General features: G+C 72.8%; 14 protein-coding genes. 10 read left to right on the forward strand and 4 right to left on the reverse strand.

Annotated elements, in window-relative coordinates; translation table 11 throughout:
* Positions 1-27 precede the first annotated feature (27 nt).
* The 4 genes from J2Z33_RS10110 (at position 28) to J2Z33_RS10125 (ending at position 4,585) form a co-directional block, all read left to right on the forward strand.
* Positions 28-966: a dihydrodipicolinate synthase family protein gene (locus J2Z33_RS10110; protein ID WP_209840447.1), complete on the forward strand. Its 939-nt coding sequence runs from the start codon at positions 28-30 to the stop codon at positions 964-966.
* Positions 963-2,465 carry an aldehyde dehydrogenase gene (locus tag J2Z33_RS10115; protein ID WP_209840449.1) on the forward strand — a complete coding sequence of 501 codons (1,503 nt, stop codon included), beginning with the start codon at positions 963-965 and terminating at the stop codon, positions 2,463-2,465. Before J2Z33_RS10110 ends, J2Z33_RS10115 begins: the two co-directional genes overlap by 4 nt.
* Entirely contained in the window at positions 2,462-3,808 is a 1,347-nt protein-coding gene (locus J2Z33_RS10120; protein ID WP_209840451.1) for an NAD(P)/FAD-dependent oxidoreductase, read from the forward strand. Before J2Z33_RS10115 ends, J2Z33_RS10120 begins: the two co-directional genes overlap by 4 nt.
* A 75-nt stretch (positions 3,809-3,883) precedes the next feature.
* Positions 3,884-4,585, forward strand: coding sequence for a GntR family transcriptional regulator (locus J2Z33_RS10125; protein WP_342454160.1), 702 nt, complete (start codon positions 3,884-3,886; stop codon positions 4,583-4,585).
* 37 nt (positions 4,586-4,622) lie between these two features.
* On the opposite strand, the gene J2Z33_RS10130 is transcribed toward J2Z33_RS10125, so the two are convergent.
* Positions 4,623-5,240 carry a trimeric intracellular cation channel family protein gene (locus J2Z33_RS10130; RefSeq protein WP_209840453.1) on the reverse strand — a complete coding sequence of 206 codons (618 nt, stop codon included), beginning with the start codon at positions 5,238-5,240 and terminating at the stop codon, positions 4,623-4,625.
* Between the two features lie 133 nt (positions 5,241-5,373).
* A complete protein-coding gene (locus tag J2Z33_RS10135) occupies positions 5,374-6,366 on the reverse strand; it encodes a GlxA family transcriptional regulator (RefSeq protein ID WP_209840456.1) in 993 nt (330 codons plus the stop codon).
* Between the two features lie 121 nt (positions 6,367-6,487).
* Here J2Z33_RS10135 and J2Z33_RS10140 point away from each other — a divergent pair, with 121 nt between their 5' ends.
* The 6 genes from J2Z33_RS10140 to J2Z33_RS10165 all read left to right on the forward strand — a co-directional run bounded on the left by J2Z33_RS10140 (position 6,488) and on the right by J2Z33_RS10165 (position 14,947).
* Positions 6,488-7,741, forward strand: coding sequence for a sarcosine oxidase subunit beta family protein (locus J2Z33_RS10140; RefSeq protein WP_209840458.1), 1,254 nt, complete (start codon positions 6,488-6,490; stop codon positions 7,739-7,741).
* Between the two features lie 9 nt (positions 7,742-7,750).
* Positions 7,751-8,053 carry a sarcosine oxidase subunit delta gene (locus J2Z33_RS10145; protein WP_209840460.1) on the forward strand — a complete coding sequence of 101 codons (303 nt, stop codon included), beginning with the start codon at positions 7,751-7,753 and terminating at the stop codon, positions 8,051-8,053.
* A complete protein-coding gene (locus tag J2Z33_RS10150; RefSeq protein ID WP_209840463.1) occupies positions 8,050-11,049 on the forward strand; it encodes a sarcosine oxidase subunit alpha in 3,000 nt (999 codons plus the stop codon). The genes J2Z33_RS10145 and J2Z33_RS10150 overlap by 4 nt, the downstream gene beginning before the upstream one ends.
* A 10-nt stretch (positions 11,050-11,059) precedes the next feature.
* Positions 11,060-11,590, forward strand: coding sequence for a sarcosine oxidase subunit gamma (locus J2Z33_RS10155; protein WP_209840464.1), 531 nt, complete (start codon positions 11,060-11,062; stop codon positions 11,588-11,590).
* Positions 11,591-11,666: 76 nt separating this feature from the next.
* Entirely contained in the window at positions 11,667-12,935 is a 1,269-nt protein-coding gene (glyA, locus tag J2Z33_RS10160) for a serine hydroxymethyltransferase (RefSeq protein ID WP_209840466.1), read from the forward strand.
* Between the two features lie 155 nt (positions 12,936-13,090).
* The gene (locus J2Z33_RS10165; protein ID WP_209840468.1) at positions 13,091-14,947 is read left to right on the forward strand and encodes a DEAD/DEAH box helicase; all 1,857 of its coding nucleotides are present in this window, start codon (positions 13,091-13,093) and stop codon (positions 14,945-14,947) included.
* 10 nt (positions 14,948-14,957) lie between these two features.
* On the opposite strand, the gene J2Z33_RS10170 is transcribed toward J2Z33_RS10165, so the two are convergent.
* Together J2Z33_RS10170 and J2Z33_RS10175 are read right to left on the reverse strand one after the other, a co-directional pair.
* Positions 14,958-15,500 carry a flavin reductase family protein gene (locus J2Z33_RS10170; protein ID WP_209840470.1) on the reverse strand — a complete coding sequence of 181 codons (543 nt, stop codon included), beginning with the start codon at positions 15,498-15,500 and terminating at the stop codon, positions 14,958-14,960.
* A gap of 87 nt (positions 15,501-15,587) precedes the next feature.
* On the reverse strand, positions 15,588-17,351 hold the full coding sequence (locus J2Z33_RS10175; protein ID WP_209840472.1) for a tannase/feruloyl esterase family alpha/beta hydrolase: 1,764 nt from the start codon (positions 17,349-17,351) through the stop codon (positions 15,588-15,590).
* Positions 17,352-17,613: the final 262 nt, after the last annotated feature.

A 17,613-nucleotide genomic window follows, 5' to 3' on the forward strand; every position in this document is an offset into this window, starting at 1 on the left:
GGGCGGTCCCGGCCAAGGAGTGATCGGATGAAGTTCGAGGGCATCTACACGCCGGCGGTCACGCCGCACGACGACGACGGCGGCATCGACCGCGACGGCTTCCTGGCGGTGATCGAGCATCTGGTGCGCGCCGGGGTGCATGGCATCATCGTCGGCGGATCGACGGGCGAATACTACGTCCAGTCGCTGGAGGAGCGCGAGGAACTGGCCGCCCTGGCGAAGGACGCCATCGGCGGGCGCGCGGCGCTGATCGTCGGCACCGGCGCGGTCAAGCCGGAGGAGTCGATCCGCATGGCCGCCTACGCCGCGCGGATCGGCGCGGACGCCATCCTGATCGGCTCGCCGCCCTATTCGGTGCCGACCGAGCGGGAGAACGCGCTCAACGCGCTGGCCATCGACCGGGCGGCGGATCTGCCGGTGATGCTCTACAACTATCCGGGGCGGATGGGCGTCCACATGGGCGAGGAGTTCCTCGACCGCGTGGGCCGGTCGCGCAACTTCTGCGCCATTAAGGAAAGCTCGGGCGACGTGAACCGCATCCACCTGCTGGCGCGGGACTACCCGCATATCCAGATGAGCTGCGGCATGGACGATCAGGCGCTCGAATTCTTCGCCTGGGGCGCCCGGAGCTGGGTCTGCGGCGGGTCGAACTTCCTGCCGGCCGAGCATATCGCGCTGTGGCGGGCCTGCGCGGTGGAGGGCGACTTCGCCAAGGGGCGGCGGATCATGTCGGCGATGCTGCCGCTAATGCGCGTGCTGGAGCAGGGCGGCAAGTTCATCCAGTGCATCAAGCACGGGGTGGAGATGGAAGGGCTGCGCGCCGGGCCGCCGCGCGCGCCGCTGAAGGGCCTGAACAAGGACGACAAGCGCGAGCTGGAGCAGGTCGTCCGGGTGCTCAAGACCACCGTGGCCGCGATCCTGGCCGAAGGTGACGTGTCCCATATCCGCGCGGAGGCCGCCGAATGAACGCCGTTCTGACCATCGACGAATACTCGGCCATCGCCGCGAACGTGGTGCCGCCGACGGGGGCCTTCATCGACGGGGCGTTCCGGCCCGCGATCTCGGGCCGGACCTTTCCGACGGTGAACCCGGCGACGGGCGAGGTCATCGCCGAGGTCGCCTCCTGCGAGGCGGCGGACGTGGACTTCGCCGTGCAGAAGGCGCGGGACGCCTTCGAGGACGGGCGCTGGAGCAAGCTGCATCCGGGCGCGCGCAAGGAGGTGCTGATCCGCCTCGCCAAGCTGATGACGCGCCACGCGCACGAGCTGGCGGTGCTGGAGAGCCTGGATTCCGGCAAGCCGATCTACGACTGCGAGACGGTGGACGTGCCCGAGACGATCCATGTCCTGAAGTGGCACGCGGAGCTGATCGACAAGATCTACGACCAGGTGTCGCCGGCGTCGGACGACCACATCGCCATGATCCTGCGCGAGCCGGTGGGCGTCGTGGGCCTCGTGCTGCCGTGGAACTTCCCGCTGCTGATGCTGGCCTGGAAGATCGGGCCGGCGCTGGCCTCGGGCTGCTCGGTCATCGTCAAGCCGGCGTCGGAAACGTCGCTGACCGCGCTGCGGGTGGCGGAGCTGGCGATGGAGGCGGGTCTCCCGGCGGGCGTCCTGAACGTCATCCCCGGATCGGGGCGCGGCGCGGGCGAGCCGCTGGGGCGGCACATGGACGTGGACATGGTGTCCTTCACCGGGTCCACCGCCACGGGGCGGCGCTTCCTGACCTATGCCGGCGAGTCGAACCTCAAGGAGGTCGTGCTGGAGATGGGGGGCAAGAACCCGGCCGTCGTGCTGGACGATGCCGAGAACCTCGACCGCGTGGCGGCGCACGTCGTCAACGGGGCGTTCTGGAACATGGGCGAGAACTGCTCGGCCGCGTCGCGGCTGATCGTGCAGAAGGGCGTGAAGGACGAGCTTCTGGACCGCATGATCGCCCACGCGCGGGAATGGCCGATGGGCGAGCCGCTGGACCCGCGCAACCGGGTCGGCGCGCTGGTGTCGCAGGGGCACTTCGCCAAGGTGGCGTCGTATCTGGGCGGGGCCGAGACGGTGCTGATGGGCGGGGGCACCGAGAAGGGGGCCTTCGTGGAGCCCACCATCCTCGACATCGCGGACCCCGCCGCGCTGCCCGCGCGGGAGGAGATCTTCGGGCCGATCCTGTCGGTGCTGACGGTCGAGAGCTTCGAGGAGGCCATCCAGCTCGCCAACGACACGCCCTATGGGCTGGCGGCGTCGATCTTCACGGCGAACGTCAAGACGGCGATCCGGGGCGCGCGGGCGATCCGGGCCGGGACGGTGACGGTCAACAGCTTCGGCGAGGGCGACATCACCACGCCCTTCGGCGGCTTCAAGCAGTCGGGCTTCGGCGGGCGCGACAACGGCATCCACGCGCACGACCAGTACACGCAGCTCAAGACGATCTGGGTGGACCTGTCGGACGACGCCGACGAGGCGGTGGAATGACCACGCACGTCGCGCGGCGGGTGCCGGTCCATCGCGGGCCGGCGGCCTGGTCGGCGATCCTGCCGGGCCAGCCCGCGCCGGTGCCGCTGGCCGGCGACGCGGTGGTGGACGTGGCGGTGGTCGGCGGCGGCTTCGCGGGGCTGTCGGCGGCGCTGCGGCTGCGGCAGATCGACCCCGGCCTGCGGGTCGCGGTGCTGGAGGCGGGGCGGCTGGCCGAGGGGGCCTCGGGCCGCAACTCGGGATTCATGATCGACCTGCCGCACGACCTGTCGTCGGACGACTACGCCGGCCACGGGGTCGAGGCCGACCGGGCGATGATCGCGCTGAACCGCCGGGCCATCGCCTTCGCGGGCGAGGCGGTGGAGCGGTTCGGCATCCCCCCGGCCTTCTTCGACCGCGCCGGCAAGGTGAACGGCGCGGCGAGCGCGACGGCGGACGCGCTGAACGCGAGCTACGCCGCGCATCTGGCGCAACTGGGCGAGCCCGGCGAGCGGCTGGACGCGCGGGGGATGCGGGAGCTGACGGGGAGCGGGCACTACGTGTCGGGCCTTTTCACGCCCGGCACGGTGATGTTGCAGCCGGCGGGCTACATCCGCGGCCTGGGCGAGGGGCTGCGGCGCGACGGTGTGATGGTGGCGGAGACGACGCCGGTCCTGAAGCTGGAGCGCCGGGGCGGGGGCTGGGAGCTGGCGACCCCGCACGGGCGGGTGAGCGCGGGGGCGGTCGTCCTGGCCACCAACGGGCATCTGGAGAGCTTCGGCTTCGCGCGCGGGCGGCTCATGCACGTGTTCCTTTACGCCTCGATGACTGCCGAGCTGGGGCCGGAGGCGCTGAAGGCGCTGGGCGGGGCGCCGCGCTGGGGGATCACGCCCTCGGACCCGATGGGCACGACCATGCGGCGGATCGACGGGCCGCAGGGGGGGAACCGCATCGTCACGCGGAGCTGCGGCAGCTTCCTGCCGGGCATGGAGCCCGGCGAGGCGGGCCTGCGGCGCGCGGCGCGCGTGCACCGGCGCAAGTTCGACGAGCGCTTCCCGATGCTCCGGGGCATCCCGATGGAGTTCGCCTGGGCCGGGCACCTGTGCCTGAGCCGCAACGGCGTCTCGGTGATGCGGCGGCTGGACGACGGGCTGTTCGCCGCCTGCGTCCAGAACGGGCTGGGCACGGCGCGGGGCACGCTGACCGGCATCGGCGCGGCCGAGCTGGCGCTGGGGGTGGCGAGCGACGTGACGCGGCACTTCGGCGCCGAGGCGGAGCCCCCGCGGCTGCCGCCGCCGCCCGTCTCGACGCTGGGGGCCAACGCGGTGCTGCGCTGGCGCGAGGCGCGGGCGGCGCGGGAGTAGCGGCCGGCGTCGGTGGACATGGCGGGGGCGTGGGCCTAGGCTCGGCCCCCGGGCCTGCAAGGGAGGACGCGCGCGGTGGTGGACGGGGATGGCGGCTCCAGCCGGAAGAGCCGGGGCTACGAGGATCTCAAGCGCCGCATCCTGACCTGCGAGCTGGCGCCGGGCGACTACCTCGACGAGACGGAGGTGGCGCAGGCCTACGGGATGTCGCGGCCGCCGCTGCGCGAGATCTTCCGGCAGCTCGCCGGCGAGGGGTTCCTGCTGATCCAGGAGAACCGGGGCGCGCAGGTCACGCCCATGACGCACAAGACCTTGCGGAACTTCTTCATGGTCGCGCCGATGATCTACGCCTCGGTCGCGGAGCTGGCGGCCCAGCACGCGACGGCGGCGCAGGTCGCCCGGCTCCGGGCCGTGCAGGCGCGGTTCCGCGAGGCCATCGCGGCGGGCGACGCGGCGCAGCGCGCCACGCTCAACGAGCGGTTCCACGCCCTCATCGGCGAGATGGCGGACAACGAATACCTGATGCCCAGCCTCCAGCGGCTGCTGATCGACCACGCGCGCATCGGCATGACCTTCTACACCGCCGGATCGGACCGCTTCGCCGAGAGCCAGGCCATCGCCGCCGACCAGCACGACCGCATGATCGAGGCCATCGCCGCCCGCGACCCGGGGGCCTCGGCCGCGCTGGCCATCGCGCATTGGGAGCTGTCGCGCGAGCAGATGCAGCAGTTCGTCGCCGCCCCCGCGCTGGGCGGGCGGCTGGCGGCCGTGGGCTGATGGGCGCGGCCAGGTGAGGCGGGTCAGGTGAGGCGCATCAGGTTCCGGGCGGGCGCGGCGCGCTCCAGCCCCGCAGGACGCTGACGATCCGCAGGACGAAGGCGGCGGCGACCGCCGCCAGGGCCACGGCGGGCTCGGGCAGGCCGAGGCGGAGGCCCGCGACCAGCACCAGCCCGCCCACGAGGGCGGCCAGCGCGTAGATCTCCTCGCGCAGGACGCGGGGCACCTCGGCCACCAGCACGTCGCGGACCGCGCCGCCGCCGACGGCGGTCAGGACGCCGAGGATGAGGCTGGGCAGGGGGTCGAGGCCGTGGTCCAGCGCCCTGCGGCACCCCGTGACGGCGAAGAGGCCGAGGCCCAGGGCGTCGAGGACGAGGACGGGCTTTCGCAGCCGGTTCAGCGCGCGGTGGAAGAAGAAGCCGGCGAGCCCCGCCCCGAGGGCGGTCAGGAGGAGCCGCCCGTCGGTCAGCGCCGCCGCCGGGGTCGCGCCGAGCAGGGCGTCCCGGATCATCCCGCCCGCCAGCGCCGCCGCCACCGCCAGCGCCAGCACGCCCACCAGGTCGAGCCGGTGGCGCACGGCGAGCGTCGCGCCGCTGAGGCCGAAGGCGAAGGTGCCCACGAGGTCCAGCCCCTGGAGGAGCGCGGTCATGTCCATGGTCGGGCTCCGTGCCGGGGCTTGCGGGGTCGGGGCTTGCGGGGTCGGGGCTTGCGGGGTGGGGGCTTGCGGGGTCGGGACTTGCGGGATCGGGGGCCTGCGGGACGGCGGGGGGTGGCCGAGGCCGCTCCGGTCAGGAGGGCCGCGCCGCCTCGCCCTGCTGCGCCTTGCGCCAGGCCTCGGGCGTGGTGCCCTCGGCCTCGCGGAAGGCGCGGATCAGGTGGGAGGAGTCGCAGAAGCCGGTCTCGGCGGCGATGCGGGCGACCGAGCGGCTGCCGCGCCCGAGGAGGTGGCGGACCTGCGCCAGCCGGATCTGGCGGTCGGCCTGCCGGGGCGTCATGCCCAGCGCGTCGGCGAAGTGGCGCTCCAGCTTGCGCCGGCCCACGCCGAGGCGGCGGGCCAGCTCCTCCACGCCCAGCGGGGCCTCCATCGACTGCTGCATGGCGAGGAGCGCGCGCTTGACCAGCGGCTCCTGGGTGGTCAGCTCCAGCGGCAGGCCGGGCTGGGGACGCTCGGCCCCCATGGCCTCGTCGATGATCATGATGGCGAGGCTCTTGCGCGCCGCCGCCGGGCCGATGTGGCGGTCCACCAGGAAGGCCGCGAGATGCGCCGAGGACGCCCCGCCCGAGCAGGACAGCCGGTCGCGGTCCACCACGAAGATCTGGTCGGAGACCGGCACGAGGCCGTCGAACTCGTGGAGGAAGTCCTCGTGGTGGAACCAGCTCACGCAGGCCTTGTAGCCGTTCAGGAGCCCGGCGCGGTGCAGGATGAAGGTGCCGGTGCAGACGCCGACCAGCGGCACCCCGGCCCCGGCCGCGCGGCGTAGGAAGGCGATGTGGTCGGGGAGGAGCCGCTCGATCTCGTCCACCAGCCCGCCCACGACCACGATGTAGTCGAAGCGCGACGGGTCGCCCAGCCGCTCGTCGGGGGTGACGCGGACGCCGCAGCTCGATTCCACCGGGTCCATGGTCGGCGACAGCACCCGCCAGCGGCAGAGGATCGGGCGGGAGCGGTCGCCTTCGTCCGCCGCGAGGCGCAGCACGTCCACGAAGTTCGCGAAGGCGCAGAGCGTGAAGCGCGGCGCGAGCAGGAAGCCGATGCGAAGGCGCGGGGCGGGGGTTGTCATGGCGGGTCCCGGATGTCGTCTCTGTCCCGGACATACAACGGTTCTGACGCAAGGATACAGGCCCTGCGCGCGGAATCTGTCATGGTGCCGTCACACGCCGCGCCCTGACCGCGAGTCCCCCATGACGCATTACTCCGCCTTCTCCCTCCTCAAGAACGCCCTGTCCGGCCACAAGAACTGGCGCGAGCACTGGCCCGACGCCCAGCCCAAGGCGGAATACGACGTGGTGATCGTCGGCGCGGGCGGGCACGGGCTCGGCGCGGCCTACTACTTGGCCAAGGAGCACGGGATCACCAACGTCGCGGTGATCGACAAGGGGTGGCTTGGCGGCGGCAACACGGGCCGCAACACCACCATCATCCGGTCGAACTACCTGTATGACGAGAGCGCGCGGCTGTATGACCACGCGCTCGACCTCTGGGAGGACCTGAGCCAGGATCTCAACTACAACGTCATGTATTCCAAGCGCGGCGTCCTGATGCTCGCGCACAACGTCCATGACGTGCAGAGCTTCCAGCGGCATATCCATTCCAACCGGCTGAACGGCGTGGACAACCGCTGGCTGTCGGCCGCCGAGGCGAAGGCGTTCTGCCCGCCGCTCAACATCGCGCCGGACGCGCGCTATCCGGTGGTCGGCGCGGCGCTCCAGAAGCGGGCGGGGACGGCGCGGCACGACGCGGTGGCCTGGGGCTACGCGCGTGGTGCGGCGGCGCGGGGCGTGGACATCATCCAGAACTGCCCGGTCATCGCCATCCGGCGCGGCCCCGACGGCGCGGTGATCGGGGTGGACACGGCCAAGGGCTTCATCAAGGCCAAGAAGGTCGCGGTCTCGGCGGCGGGGAACACGTCCGTCGTGATGCAGTCGGCGGGCCTGCGGATGCCGCTGGAGAGCTATCCCTTGCAGGCGCTGGTGTCCGAGCCGATCAAGCCGATCTTCCCCTGCGTGGTCATGTCGAACACCGTCCACGCCTATATCAGCCAGTCCGACAAGGGCGAGCTGGTGATCGGGTCGGGCACGGACCAGTATGTCAGCTACTCCCAACGCGGCGGGCTGCCGCTGATCGAGCACACGGTCGCGGCGATCTGCGAGGTGTTCCCGATCTTCTCGCGGATGCGGATGCTGCGGAAATGGGGTGGCATCGTGGACGTGACGCCCGACCGCTCGCCGATCCTCGGCAAGATGCCGGTCAAGGGGCTCTACGTGAACTGCGGCTGGGGGACGGGCGGGTTCAAGGCGACGCCGGGCGCGGCGCACCTGCTGGCCTGGACGGTCGCCAGGGACGAGCCGCACCCGATCAACGCGCCCTTCACGCTCGAACGCTTCACCACCGGCCGGCTGATCGACGAGGCCGCCGCCGCCGCCGTCGCGCACTAGAGGTTCCCCATGCTCCTGATCCATTGCCCCTACTGCGACGAGACCCTCCCCGAGCCCGAGTTCGCCTATGCGGGCGAGGCGCATATCGCGCGGCCCGCCGATCCGATGGCGCTGTCGGACGAGGAGTGGCGGGACTTCCTGTTCATCCGGTCGAACCCGCGCGGCAACCATTTCGAGCGCTGGCGGCACGTCAACGGCTGCGGGCGCTTCTTCAACGCCGTCCGCGACACGGTGAGCGACAAGTTCGCGATGACCTACCGCGCGGGCGAGCCGCGCCCGAACCTCGACGCGCTCAAGGAGGCCGCCGAATGAGCCAGCCGTTCCGCATCGCAGGCCACGGCCGGGTCGATCACGCGCAGCCCGTCCGCTTCACCTTCGACGGGCGGACCGTCGAGGGGCGGCGCGGCGACACCGTGGCCTCGGCGCTGCTGGCCAACGGCATCCATCTCATGGGCCGCAGCTTCAAGTATCACCGCCCGCGCGGGGTCGTCTCGGCAGGCTCGGAGGAGCCCAACGCGCTCATCGGCACCTCGCGGGGGCCGGGGCGGTTCGAGCCCAACACGCGGGCGACGATGCAGGAGGTCCGCCAGGGGCTGACCGCCGAGAGCCAGAACAAGTGGCCTTCGCTGTCGTTCGACGTGGGGGCGATCAACGACCGGCTGGGGCGCTTCATCCCGGCGGGGTTCTACTACAAGACCTTCAAGTGGCCGCGCAGCTTCTGGGACAAGGTCTACGAGCCCTTCATCCGGCAGGCCGCTGGCCTGGGCAAGTCGCCGACGGAGGCCGACCCGGACCATTACGCGAGCCGCCACCTGCATTGCGACGTGCTGATCGTCGGCGGCGGCCCGGCGGGCCTTGCCGCCGCGCTGGCGGCGGGGCAGTCGGGGGCCGAGACCGTGCTGGTGGACGAGCAGGCCGAGATCGGCGGCACGCTGCTGTCCGAGCCCGGCGTCCGCATCGAAGGGCAGGGGGCCTGGGACTGGCTGGCGGCGGCGCTGGCCGAGTTGCGAACGATGCCGAACGTGCGGCTGATGTCGCGCACGACGGCCATCGGCTACTACCATCAGAACATGGTCGGCCTCTGCGAGCGGCTGACCGACCATCTCGACGTGCTGCCCGAGGGCGCCCCGCGCGAGCGGCTGTGGCGCGTGCGGGCCGGGCAGGTGGTGCTGGCGCAGGGGGCCATCGAGAAGCCGCTGGTCTTCGACGGCAACGACCGGCCCGGCGTCATGCTGGCGGGCGCGGCGCAGACCTTCCTCCACCGCTTCGGCGTCAAGGTGGGGAACCGCGTCGCCGTGGTCACGAGCCATGACAGCGCCTGGCACGGGGCCTTCGACCTCGCTCATGCGGGGGTGAAGGTCGCGGCCATCGTCGATGTCCGGGCCGAGGTGCCGCGCGTCCTGACCGCGCGGGCCGAGGCGCTGGGGATCGAGGTGCTGACCGGGCATACCGTCACCGGCACGACAGGGCGGCTGCGCGTCGCCACCGTGCGGGTGAACCCCGTCCAAGGGGGTCGCGTCGGCGCGGGCCGGACCATCGCCTGCGACGCGCTGCTGATGTGCGGCGGCTGGACGCCCTCGCTGCATCTGTTCTCCCACACCAAGGGGTCGCTGGCCTGGGACGCCGAGGCGGGGGCCTTCCTGCCCGACCGCAAGACCGAGGAATGCGAGATCGCTGGCGCGGGCCGGGGGCTCTGGGGCGTCGCGGCAGCGCTGGAGGACGGCGCGCGGGCCGGCGCGGCGGCGGCCAAGGCCCCGGGCCGGGTCGCGGGCGTCGGCACCTTTGCGGTCGAGGGCGACCGGACGGGAAGCGGCGTGGTCGCCAAGGAGCTGCCGACTGATCGCGACGCGGGACTGGCGAAGGCCTTCATCGACTTCCAGAACGACGTGACCGCCAAGGATATCCGCCTCGCCGTGCGCGAGGGGATGCGGTCCATCGAGCACGTCAAGCGCTACACCACCAACGGGATGGCGACCGACCAGGGCAAGCTGTCGAACATCAACGGCCTGATGATCGCCGCCGACGCCTTGGGCAAGGAGGCGCCTGCCGTCGGCCTGACCACCTTCCGGCCGCCCTACACGCCCACGACCTTCGGGGCGCTGGCCAACCTCCGCAAGGGGCGGCACTTCGAGGTGACGCGCCGGACGGCCATCGACGCCTGGGCCGAAGCGACGGGCGCGGTGTTCGAGCCGGTGTCGCTCTGGCGGCGGGCCTGGTACTTCCCGCAAGCCGGCGAGGACATGCACAAGGCCGTGGCGCGGGAGTGCCGGGCGGTGCGGACGGCGGTCGGGATGTTCGACGCCTCCACGCTCGGCAAGATCGAGGTCATGGGGCCGGACGCCGCGACCTTCCTGGAGCGGATGTATACGAATCCCTGGGCCAAGCTTCAGCCGGGCCGGTGCCGCTATGGCCTTCTGCTGGGCGAGGACGGGTTCATCCGCGACGACGGCGTGATCGGCCGGCTGGCGGCGGACAAGTTCCACGTCACCACCACGACCGGCGGCGCGGCGCGGGTGCTGAACATGATGGAGGACTACCTCCAGACCGAATGGCCCGACCTCGACGTGTGGCTGACCTCCACGACCGAGCAATGGGCCGTGGTGGCGTTGCAGGGGCCGAACGCCCGCAAGCTGCTGGAGCCGCTGGTCGAGGGGCTGGACCTCTCGGACGACGCCTTCCCGCACATGGCGGTGGTGGAGTGCACCGTGGCCGGGTTCCCGGCGCGGCTGTTCCGGGTGTCGTTCACCGGCGAGCTGGGCTTCGAGGTCAACGTCCCCGCCCGCCATGGCCGCGCGCTCTGGGAGGCGCTGTGGCAGGCTGGGCAGGCGCATGGGGTCGTGCCCTACGGCACCGAGACGATGCACGTCCTGCGGGCCGAGAAGGGCTTCATCATCGTGGGCCAGGACACCGACGGCACCGTGACGCCGCAGGACGCGGGCCTGGGCTGGGCCATCGGCAAGGCGAAGACGGACTTCGTCGGCAAGCGGTCGCTGGCCCGGCCCGATATCGTGGCCAAGGGGCGCAAGCAGCTCGTGGGGCTGCTGACCGAGGACCCGGCCGTGGTGCTGGAGGAGGGGGCGCAGATCGTCGCCGACCCGAACCAGCCGATCCCGATGACGATGATCGGGCACGTCACCTCGTCCTACTGGTCCGAGGCGCTGGGTCGGTCCATCGCCATGGCGCTGGTCGAGGGCGGGCGCGACCGCATGGGCGAGGTGCTGCACATCCCCATGCCGGGCCGCACGCTGCGGGCCAAGGTGACGGTCCCCAACTTCGTCGATCCCGACGGCCAGAAGCTCAAGGTCTGAGAGGCACGCCATGACCGCGCAGATCCATTCCTTCCCCCGCTCGACCGCCGTCGCCGTGACGGTGCTGCCGTTGGAGGCCCGCTTCTCGCTCCGCCTTCGGGCCGCCAGCCGCGAGGCGGCCGAGGCGGCGCTGGGGCTCCCGCTGCCCGACCGGATCGGGCGCACCTCGGAGCAGGGCGGCCGTCGGGCGCTCTGCCTCGGCCCCGACGAGTGGCGGCTCGACGTGCCCGCCGCCGAGGCGGCGGCTGTCGCCGGGGCGCTGGAGGGGGGCATCCCCCACGCGCTCGTCGAGGTGACCGACCGCGAGGTGACGTTCCTGATCGAGGGGCCGGGGTCGCTCGACCTCCTCGCCATCGGCATCGCCCGCGATGTCCGGCGGCTGGAGGTCGGGCGCGGCGCGCGCACGGTCTTCGACGGGGTGCAGGCGGTCTTGGTCCGCGAGGGCGAGGAACGGTTCACCCTCGCCGTCTGGCGCAGCTACGCCTCGCACGTCGAGGAACTGCTCCGGCAGGGCGCTCGCGAGATCGCGCTCGGGCTCTGAGCCCCTTCTTCTTGTCTTCCCGGACGGTCCCGCGCTGCGGGGCCGCTGGCCTCCTCTTGCCCGAAAGGACCGTCCCATGAAGGACCTCGCCTCCCCCGCCGTCCGCGACGTGGCCGTGGCCCGCGCCATCGCCGCCGAGCTGTCCCGCCAGCAGGACGGGATCGAGCTGATCGCCTCGGAGAACATCGTCTCGCGCGAGGTGCTGGCCGCGCAGGGGTCGGTGCTGACCAACAAGTATGCCGAGGGCTATCCCGGCAAGCGCTACTATGGCGGCTGCGAGCACGTGGACGAGGTCGAGGCGCTCGCCATCGAGCGGGCGAAGCGGCTGTTCGGGGCGGGATGGGTCAACGTCCAGCCCCATTCGGGCGCGCAGGCGAACCAGGCGGTGTTCCTGGCGCTGCTCCAGCCCGGCGACCGGATCATGGGGCTGTCCCTCGCCCATGGCGGGCATCTGACGCACGGCTCGCCCGTCACCATGTCGGGCAGGTGGTTCGACGTGGTGAGCTACGAGGTCCGCGCCGACGACCACCGCATCGACATGGGCGAGGTGCGACGGCTGGCGCTGGAGACGCGCCCGAAGCTGATCCTCGCGGGGGCCTCGGCCTATCCGCGCGCGATGGACTTCGCGGGGTTCCGCGCCATCGCCGACGAGGTGGGGGCCTACCTGATGGTGGACATGGCGCATTACGCCGGGCTCGTGGCAGCGGGACTCTATCCCGATCCGCTGCCGCACGCCCATGTGGTGACGACCACCACCCACAAGACGCTGCGCGGGCCGCGCGGGGGCATGATCCTGACCAACGACGAGGCGCTGGCGAAGAAGTTCAACTCGGCGGTGTTTCCCGGCAACCAGGGCGGGCCGCTGATGCACGTGATCGCGGCGAAGGCGGTGGCCTTCGGCGAGGCGCTGGAGCCGGGGTTCAAGGACTACCAGCGGCAGGTGGTCGCCAACGCGCAACGGCTGGCCGAGGTGCTGACCCAGGGGGGCTTGGGCATCGTGTCGGGCGGGACCGACTGCCACATGGTGCTGGTGGACCTGCGGCCCTTCGGCGTGACCGGCAAGGCCGCCGAGAAGGCGCTGGAGCGGGCGGGCCTGACCTGCAACAAGAACGCCATCCCCTTCGACCCGGAGAAGCCCTTCGTCACCTCGGGCATCCGGCTCGGCACCCCCGCCGGGACCACGCGCGGCTTTGGCGAGGCCGAGTTCGCGACGGTGGGCCGGATGATCCTGCGGGTGCTGGAGGGCCTGCGGGAGCATGGGCCGGAGGGCGACGCGGAGACCGAGGCCGAGGTGCTGGCCGGGGTGCGGGCGCTGTGCCACGCCTTCCCGATCTACGCCGACTGAGGGGCCGTTCGGGCCGGGATCGGCGGCGGGACGACATATCCAGCTTGACCCGCGCGCCCAAGGGGGCCAGTGGGGGCGCGACCCTTGCGCCTTCGCGCGGACCCCCTCCCGACGCGCCGTCCTGCCGCGCGCCTCAGCCGAATCGGACCCCTGCCATGATCCAGACCCTGCTCGATGCCCTCGCGGAGCGTGGATACGACACCATGACCGCCGTGCAGGAGGCCGTGACCCAGCCGGGGCTGGACGGCTCGGACCTCCTCGTGTCGGCGCAGACCGGGTCGGGCAAGACGGTGGCCTTCGGGCTTGCCATCGGGCCGACGCTGCTGGGCGAGGCGGGGGCGCTCGGCCCCGCCGGGGCGCCGCTGGCGCTGGTCGTGGCGCCCACGCGCGAACTGGCCTTCCAAGTGATGCGCGAGCTGCGCTGGCTTTACGCCAAGGCGGGGGCGAGCGTGGTGTCCTGCGTCGGCGGCATGAACATGAGCGAGGAGCGGCGCGCGCTTGAACGCGGCGCGCACATCGTCGTCGGCACGCCGGGCCGGCTGCGCGACCACATCCAGCGCGGGTCGCTGGAGCTGGGGCAGATCCGGGCGATCGTGCTGGACGAGGCGGACGAGATGCTGGACCTCGGCTTCCGCGAGGATCTGGAGTTCATGCTCGGGCAGGCCCCCGAGGAGCGGCGCACGCTCCTGTTCTCGGCCACGGTGCCGGCCGCCATCGTCAAGCTCGCGACGCAGTTCCAGCGGGACGCGGTGCGGGTGGCGACCGTCTCGGCCACCAGCCAGCACGCCGACATCGCCTATCAGGCGGTGCGGGTCGGGCCGAACGACGCCGAGAACGCCATCATCAACGTCCTGCGCTTCCACGACGCCAAGACGGCCATCGTCTTCGCCAACACCCGCGCCATGGTGAGCCGGCTGGGCGCGCGCTTCCAGAACCGGGGGCTGTCGGTGGTGACGCTCTCGGGCGAGCTGAGCCAGAAGGAGCGGACCCACGCGCTCCAGTCGCTGCGGGACGGGCGGGCGCGGGTCTGCGTGGCGACCGACGTGGCGGCGCGGGGGATCGACCTGCCGAACCTGGAGCTGGTCGTCCATGCCGAGCTGCCCACCAACGTCGAGGGGCTGCTGCACCGGTCGGGGCGCACCGGGCGGGCGGGGCGCAAGGGGACCTCGGTGCTGATCGTGCCGCCCCGGATGATCCGCAAGGCCGAGAACCTCCTGCGGATCGGCAAGATCCAGGCGGAGTGGACCGTCGCGCCCTCGGCCGAGGAGATCCTGCGGCGGGACGAGGAGCGGCTGCTGTCCGATCCCGTCTGGTCCGAGGAGCCCTCGGAGGAGGAGGCGGCCTTCGCCGCGAAGCTCCTGGCGGTGCATTCGCCCGAGCGGATCGCGGCGGCCTACCTGCGGCTGTCGCGGGCCGGCACCTCGGCCCCGGAGGAGCTGGGCTGGGCCGACGCGCCCGCCGAGCCCAAGGTCCGCAAGCCCTTCGGGCCGAGCACCTGGTTCGCGCTGTCGGTGGGCGCGGACGACCGGGCCGAGGCGCGGTGGCTGCTGCCGCTGCTGCTGCGCGCCGGGCGGCTCGACAAGGACGCGATCGGCGCGATCCGGGTGCAGGCGAGCGAGAGCTTCGTGGAGATCGCCGATGACCGCGTGGAGGGGTTCCTGAAGGCGCTGGACGGGGCCACGGAGATCGAGGAGGGCGTCGGCATCCGGCGGCTGGAGGGCGCGCCGGATCTGGCGGCGGGCCAGACGGTGGGCCAGACGACGGGCCACGCGACGGGCCGCCCGGCCCCGAAGAAGGCGGGCCACCGCAAGGGGCCGCCGCGCCGCCGGGACGACGCCGAGGACCCGCGCGCCGGGGCCGGCGCGGAGGGCGACGCGGCCCCCCGGCCCCGCAAGGCCAAGCCGGCGCGGGCCGAGGAGCCGATGGTGTCGGTGACGCCGAGGGCTCCGGCGCGTCCCCGCGCCGGGTGGGACGCGGATCGGCCCAAGCCCAAGGGACGCGGCAAGCGCTGACCCGGAGGGGTCAGGCCGCCGGGTCGCTCATCGGCTCGGGGGCCGGGTGCAGGCCGTGCCAGCGGCGGTCGAGGTAGACCAGCGACTCCTTGTGCCCCGCCTCGGAGCGGTCCACCTGGCCCGCCATCAGCTCGGCCACCACCAGCGTCGCCCCGGCGACGGGGAAGCGGTGCAGGATGCGGGCCTGGAACCAGTTGGCGACGCCCATGTAGAACGGCTCGCCGCCGGGGAGGCGGTCCCAGCGCACGCCGGGGCCGAAGCGGTCGGCGCCCTTGGTGGCGCAGAGATCGGCCAAGGGACGGTCCTGGCGGCGCAGGAGGTGGATCACCAGCGTCTCGGCCCGCAGGAGCGGGGCCGAGCTGGTCGAGCCCTCGGAGAGCGAGAAGGCCACGGTCGGCGGCGCGGCGCTGACCGAGATGAGCGAGCTCACCGTCAAGGCCACGGGGCCGTCGCCCGGGTCGGCGGTCAGGATCGCAACGCCGGCGGGGTGCTGGCGGAACGCGCCCTTGAAGGCCTCCGACAGGTCGGGCTCGGGGCTCGGGACGTCGGTCATCGGTGGCGTCTCCCTCGGGCTCGGCGCCCGCCGGGCGGAGGATGACGGGATCGGCGCCCGCGTCAAGCGCGGGCGGCCGGGGGCTCCTCAGTGGTCGAGGGGGGCGTAGGGCTCGAAGAAGGCCGAGCCGGCCCAGGCGGGCGGGGTGAACTCCACCCGTGTCGCGCCGTCGGTCCAGTTCGCCGCGTCGTTCGGGTCGCCCTGGCCGGTGAAGGCGGGGAGCGCCGGGTAGGGCAGGAGCGGGGGCGAGCGGAGGACGCTGGCGCTCGGGGCCTCGGCGGCGGGGTAGCCGGGCAGGGGCTCGGTCGCGCCGGAAGGCGGCGGGCCGCCCCGGCCGTGGCCGAACTGGCCGAAGCCGCTGGCCTCGTCCTGCGCGGGCTGGCGGGCAGTCACCGCGCCGGGGGCCTCGCCGCGCTCGACCCAGGCCATCAGGGGGGTGAGGAGGTCGAACTCGTAGGGGCCTTCGCCCTGGCTGCAATGATACATGCCGGGGACGAGGTAGAGGCGGGCGAAGGTGTCGGCGGTGTCCGCGCCCATGTGCGACCGGACGGCCTCGTAGTAGGTCAGCGTGTTCAGGGGCGAGATGTCGGTGTCGGACCAGCCGTGGTAGAGGATCAGCTTGCCGCCCGCGCCGTGGAAGCCCGACAGGTCGGGGTTCGTCGCATCGTAGAGCGGGTGCAGGGCGGCGAGGCGCTGGAGCCACGCCGTGTCGAAGGTCACGTCGGCGAGGGTGAAGCCTTCGGGCGGGTTCTCGGGGAAGGCCACGCCGGTCAGGTGTTCGAGGGCGTGGTCCTGGCTCGCGGTCGTGGCGTCCGGGGTCTCGGGGACGAAGACGGTCCAGCGCAGCTCGGAGCCCCATTGCGGGCCGCCGAGGGTCAGGCGCTCGCCGGTGGCGGGGTCGCGGGGGCCGTCGTGGAGCTTTCGGACGACCTCCACCTCGGTGGGGGTGAGGCAGGCGGCGGTGTCGGTCGCGCCGGGCTCGCACTGGATGGTGGCGGGGTCGAAGGTGCAGGCGAGCGGGTCGGCGAGGAGGCCGTCCGCGAGGCCGTCGAGGTCGTCGCAGGCCGAGAGCACCGCGTCGTGCAGGAGCGGCAGGCGGGCGGCCAGCAGGATCGCCCGGCCGTCGGCATCGCGGTTCGCGGTGGCCTGCCAGGCGTGGTAGAGGCCGTTCTGCACCTGGAAGTTCAGGGCGGGCGCCCCGGCGAGGATGCCGTCGAAGTCCTCGGGGTAGCGCTGGGCGGCGATCAGCGCCTCGCGCCCGCCGTCCGAGCAGCCGTTGAAGTAGGAATATTGGGCGGGCTGGCCGTAGAAGGCCTCGATCAGCCGCTTGGCGGCGAGGGCGGTGACGTGCTGGGCGCGGTGGGCGAAGTCGGCGCGTTTCTGCGGGTCGTCGCCCCAGCCGGCGTCCGAGGCCTGGTGGCCCATGTCGGTCGCGGCAATGGCGACGCCGCCGGCCTGGAGAGGGGTGCAGCCCGAGGCGGCGCCGACCTCGCGCAGGGACAGCCGCCCGCAGAGGCCGCCGCAGCCGAGTTGCAGGTAGCGGCCGGTCCACGTGTCCGTGGGGAGCACGACGGCGAAGGTGATGGCGGGGGCGAGCGTGCCCCGGACGGAACAGGCGGCGATGCCCTGGTCGTTCGTGATCTCCTGCGCCTCGGTCACGCGGCTGCCCTCGCCGCCGATGTCGGTGAGGTCGGTGCCGAGGAGGTCGGCGCAGGCCATGGCGGGCGGGATGGCGGGGAGGTCGGCCTGGGCCTGGGCCTCGAAGGCGGTCAGCGCCACGAGGAGGAGCGCCAGGGCACCGAGCCACGCCTTCGGCCAGGATGTGCGAGTGTCGGATCGGTCGTTGGCCAAGGGGTCCCCCGTTCGTTGCCGGAACGGATCGGGGTGGTCCCGGCGGGCGGGGTTGCCTTCGATCCTGTGGCTTCAACGAACGGGGGGGCGGGTTCCGTTGCCGGGAGCCCGCAGATTTCTTAGGAGCGGGTCAGCTCACCATCCCGCCGTCCATGTCGTCGCCGGTTTCGGCCATGAGGCGTCGGATGTCGGGCACGGTGATGCGGCGCTGGGGGCCGAGCTCCAGGACGCCCTCGGCCTTCAGCGCGCTGATCTGCCGGCT

This window comes from Rubellimicrobium aerolatum (genome assembly GCF_017872975.1).
GTDB lineage: Bacteria > Pseudomonadota > Alphaproteobacteria > Rhodobacterales > Rhodobacteraceae > Rubellimicrobium > Rubellimicrobium aerolatum.

Coding starts and splice junctions, on each gene's coding strand:
- J2Z33_RS10110 (WP_209840447.1), top strand. CDS start 28: ATGAAGTTCGAGGGCATCTACACGCCGGCGGTCACGCCGCACGACGAC.
- J2Z33_RS10115 (WP_209840449.1), top strand. CDS start 963: ATGAACGCCGTTCTGACCATCGACGAATACTCGGCCATCGCCGCGAAC.
- J2Z33_RS10120 (WP_209840451.1), top strand. CDS start 2,462: ATGACCACGCACGTCGCGCGGCGGGTGCCGGTCCATCGCGGGCCGGCG.
- J2Z33_RS10130 (WP_209840453.1), bottom strand. CDS start 5,240: ATGGACATGACCGCGCTCCTCCAGGGGCTGGACCTCGTGGGCACCTTC.
- J2Z33_RS10135 (WP_209840456.1), bottom strand. CDS start 6,366: ATGACAACCCCCGCCCCGCGCCTTCGCATCGGCTTCCTGCTCGCGCCG.
- J2Z33_RS10140 (WP_209840458.1), top strand. CDS start 6,488: ATGACGCATTACTCCGCCTTCTCCCTCCTCAAGAACGCCCTGTCCGGC.
- J2Z33_RS10145 (WP_209840460.1), top strand. CDS start 7,751: ATGCTCCTGATCCATTGCCCCTACTGCGACGAGACCCTCCCCGAGCCC.
- J2Z33_RS10150 (WP_209840463.1), top strand. CDS start 8,050: ATGAGCCAGCCGTTCCGCATCGCAGGCCACGGCCGGGTCGATCACGCG.
- J2Z33_RS10155 (WP_209840464.1), top strand. CDS start 11,060: ATGACCGCGCAGATCCATTCCTTCCCCCGCTCGACCGCCGTCGCCGTG.
- glyA (WP_209840466.1), top strand. CDS start 11,667: ATGAAGGACCTCGCCTCCCCCGCCGTCCGCGACGTGGCCGTGGCCCGC.
- J2Z33_RS10165 (WP_209840468.1), top strand. CDS start 13,091: ATGATCCAGACCCTGCTCGATGCCCTCGCGGAGCGTGGATACGACACC.
- J2Z33_RS10170 (WP_209840470.1), bottom strand. CDS start 15,500: ATGACCGACGTCCCGAGCCCCGAGCCCGACCTGTCGGAGGCCTTCAAG.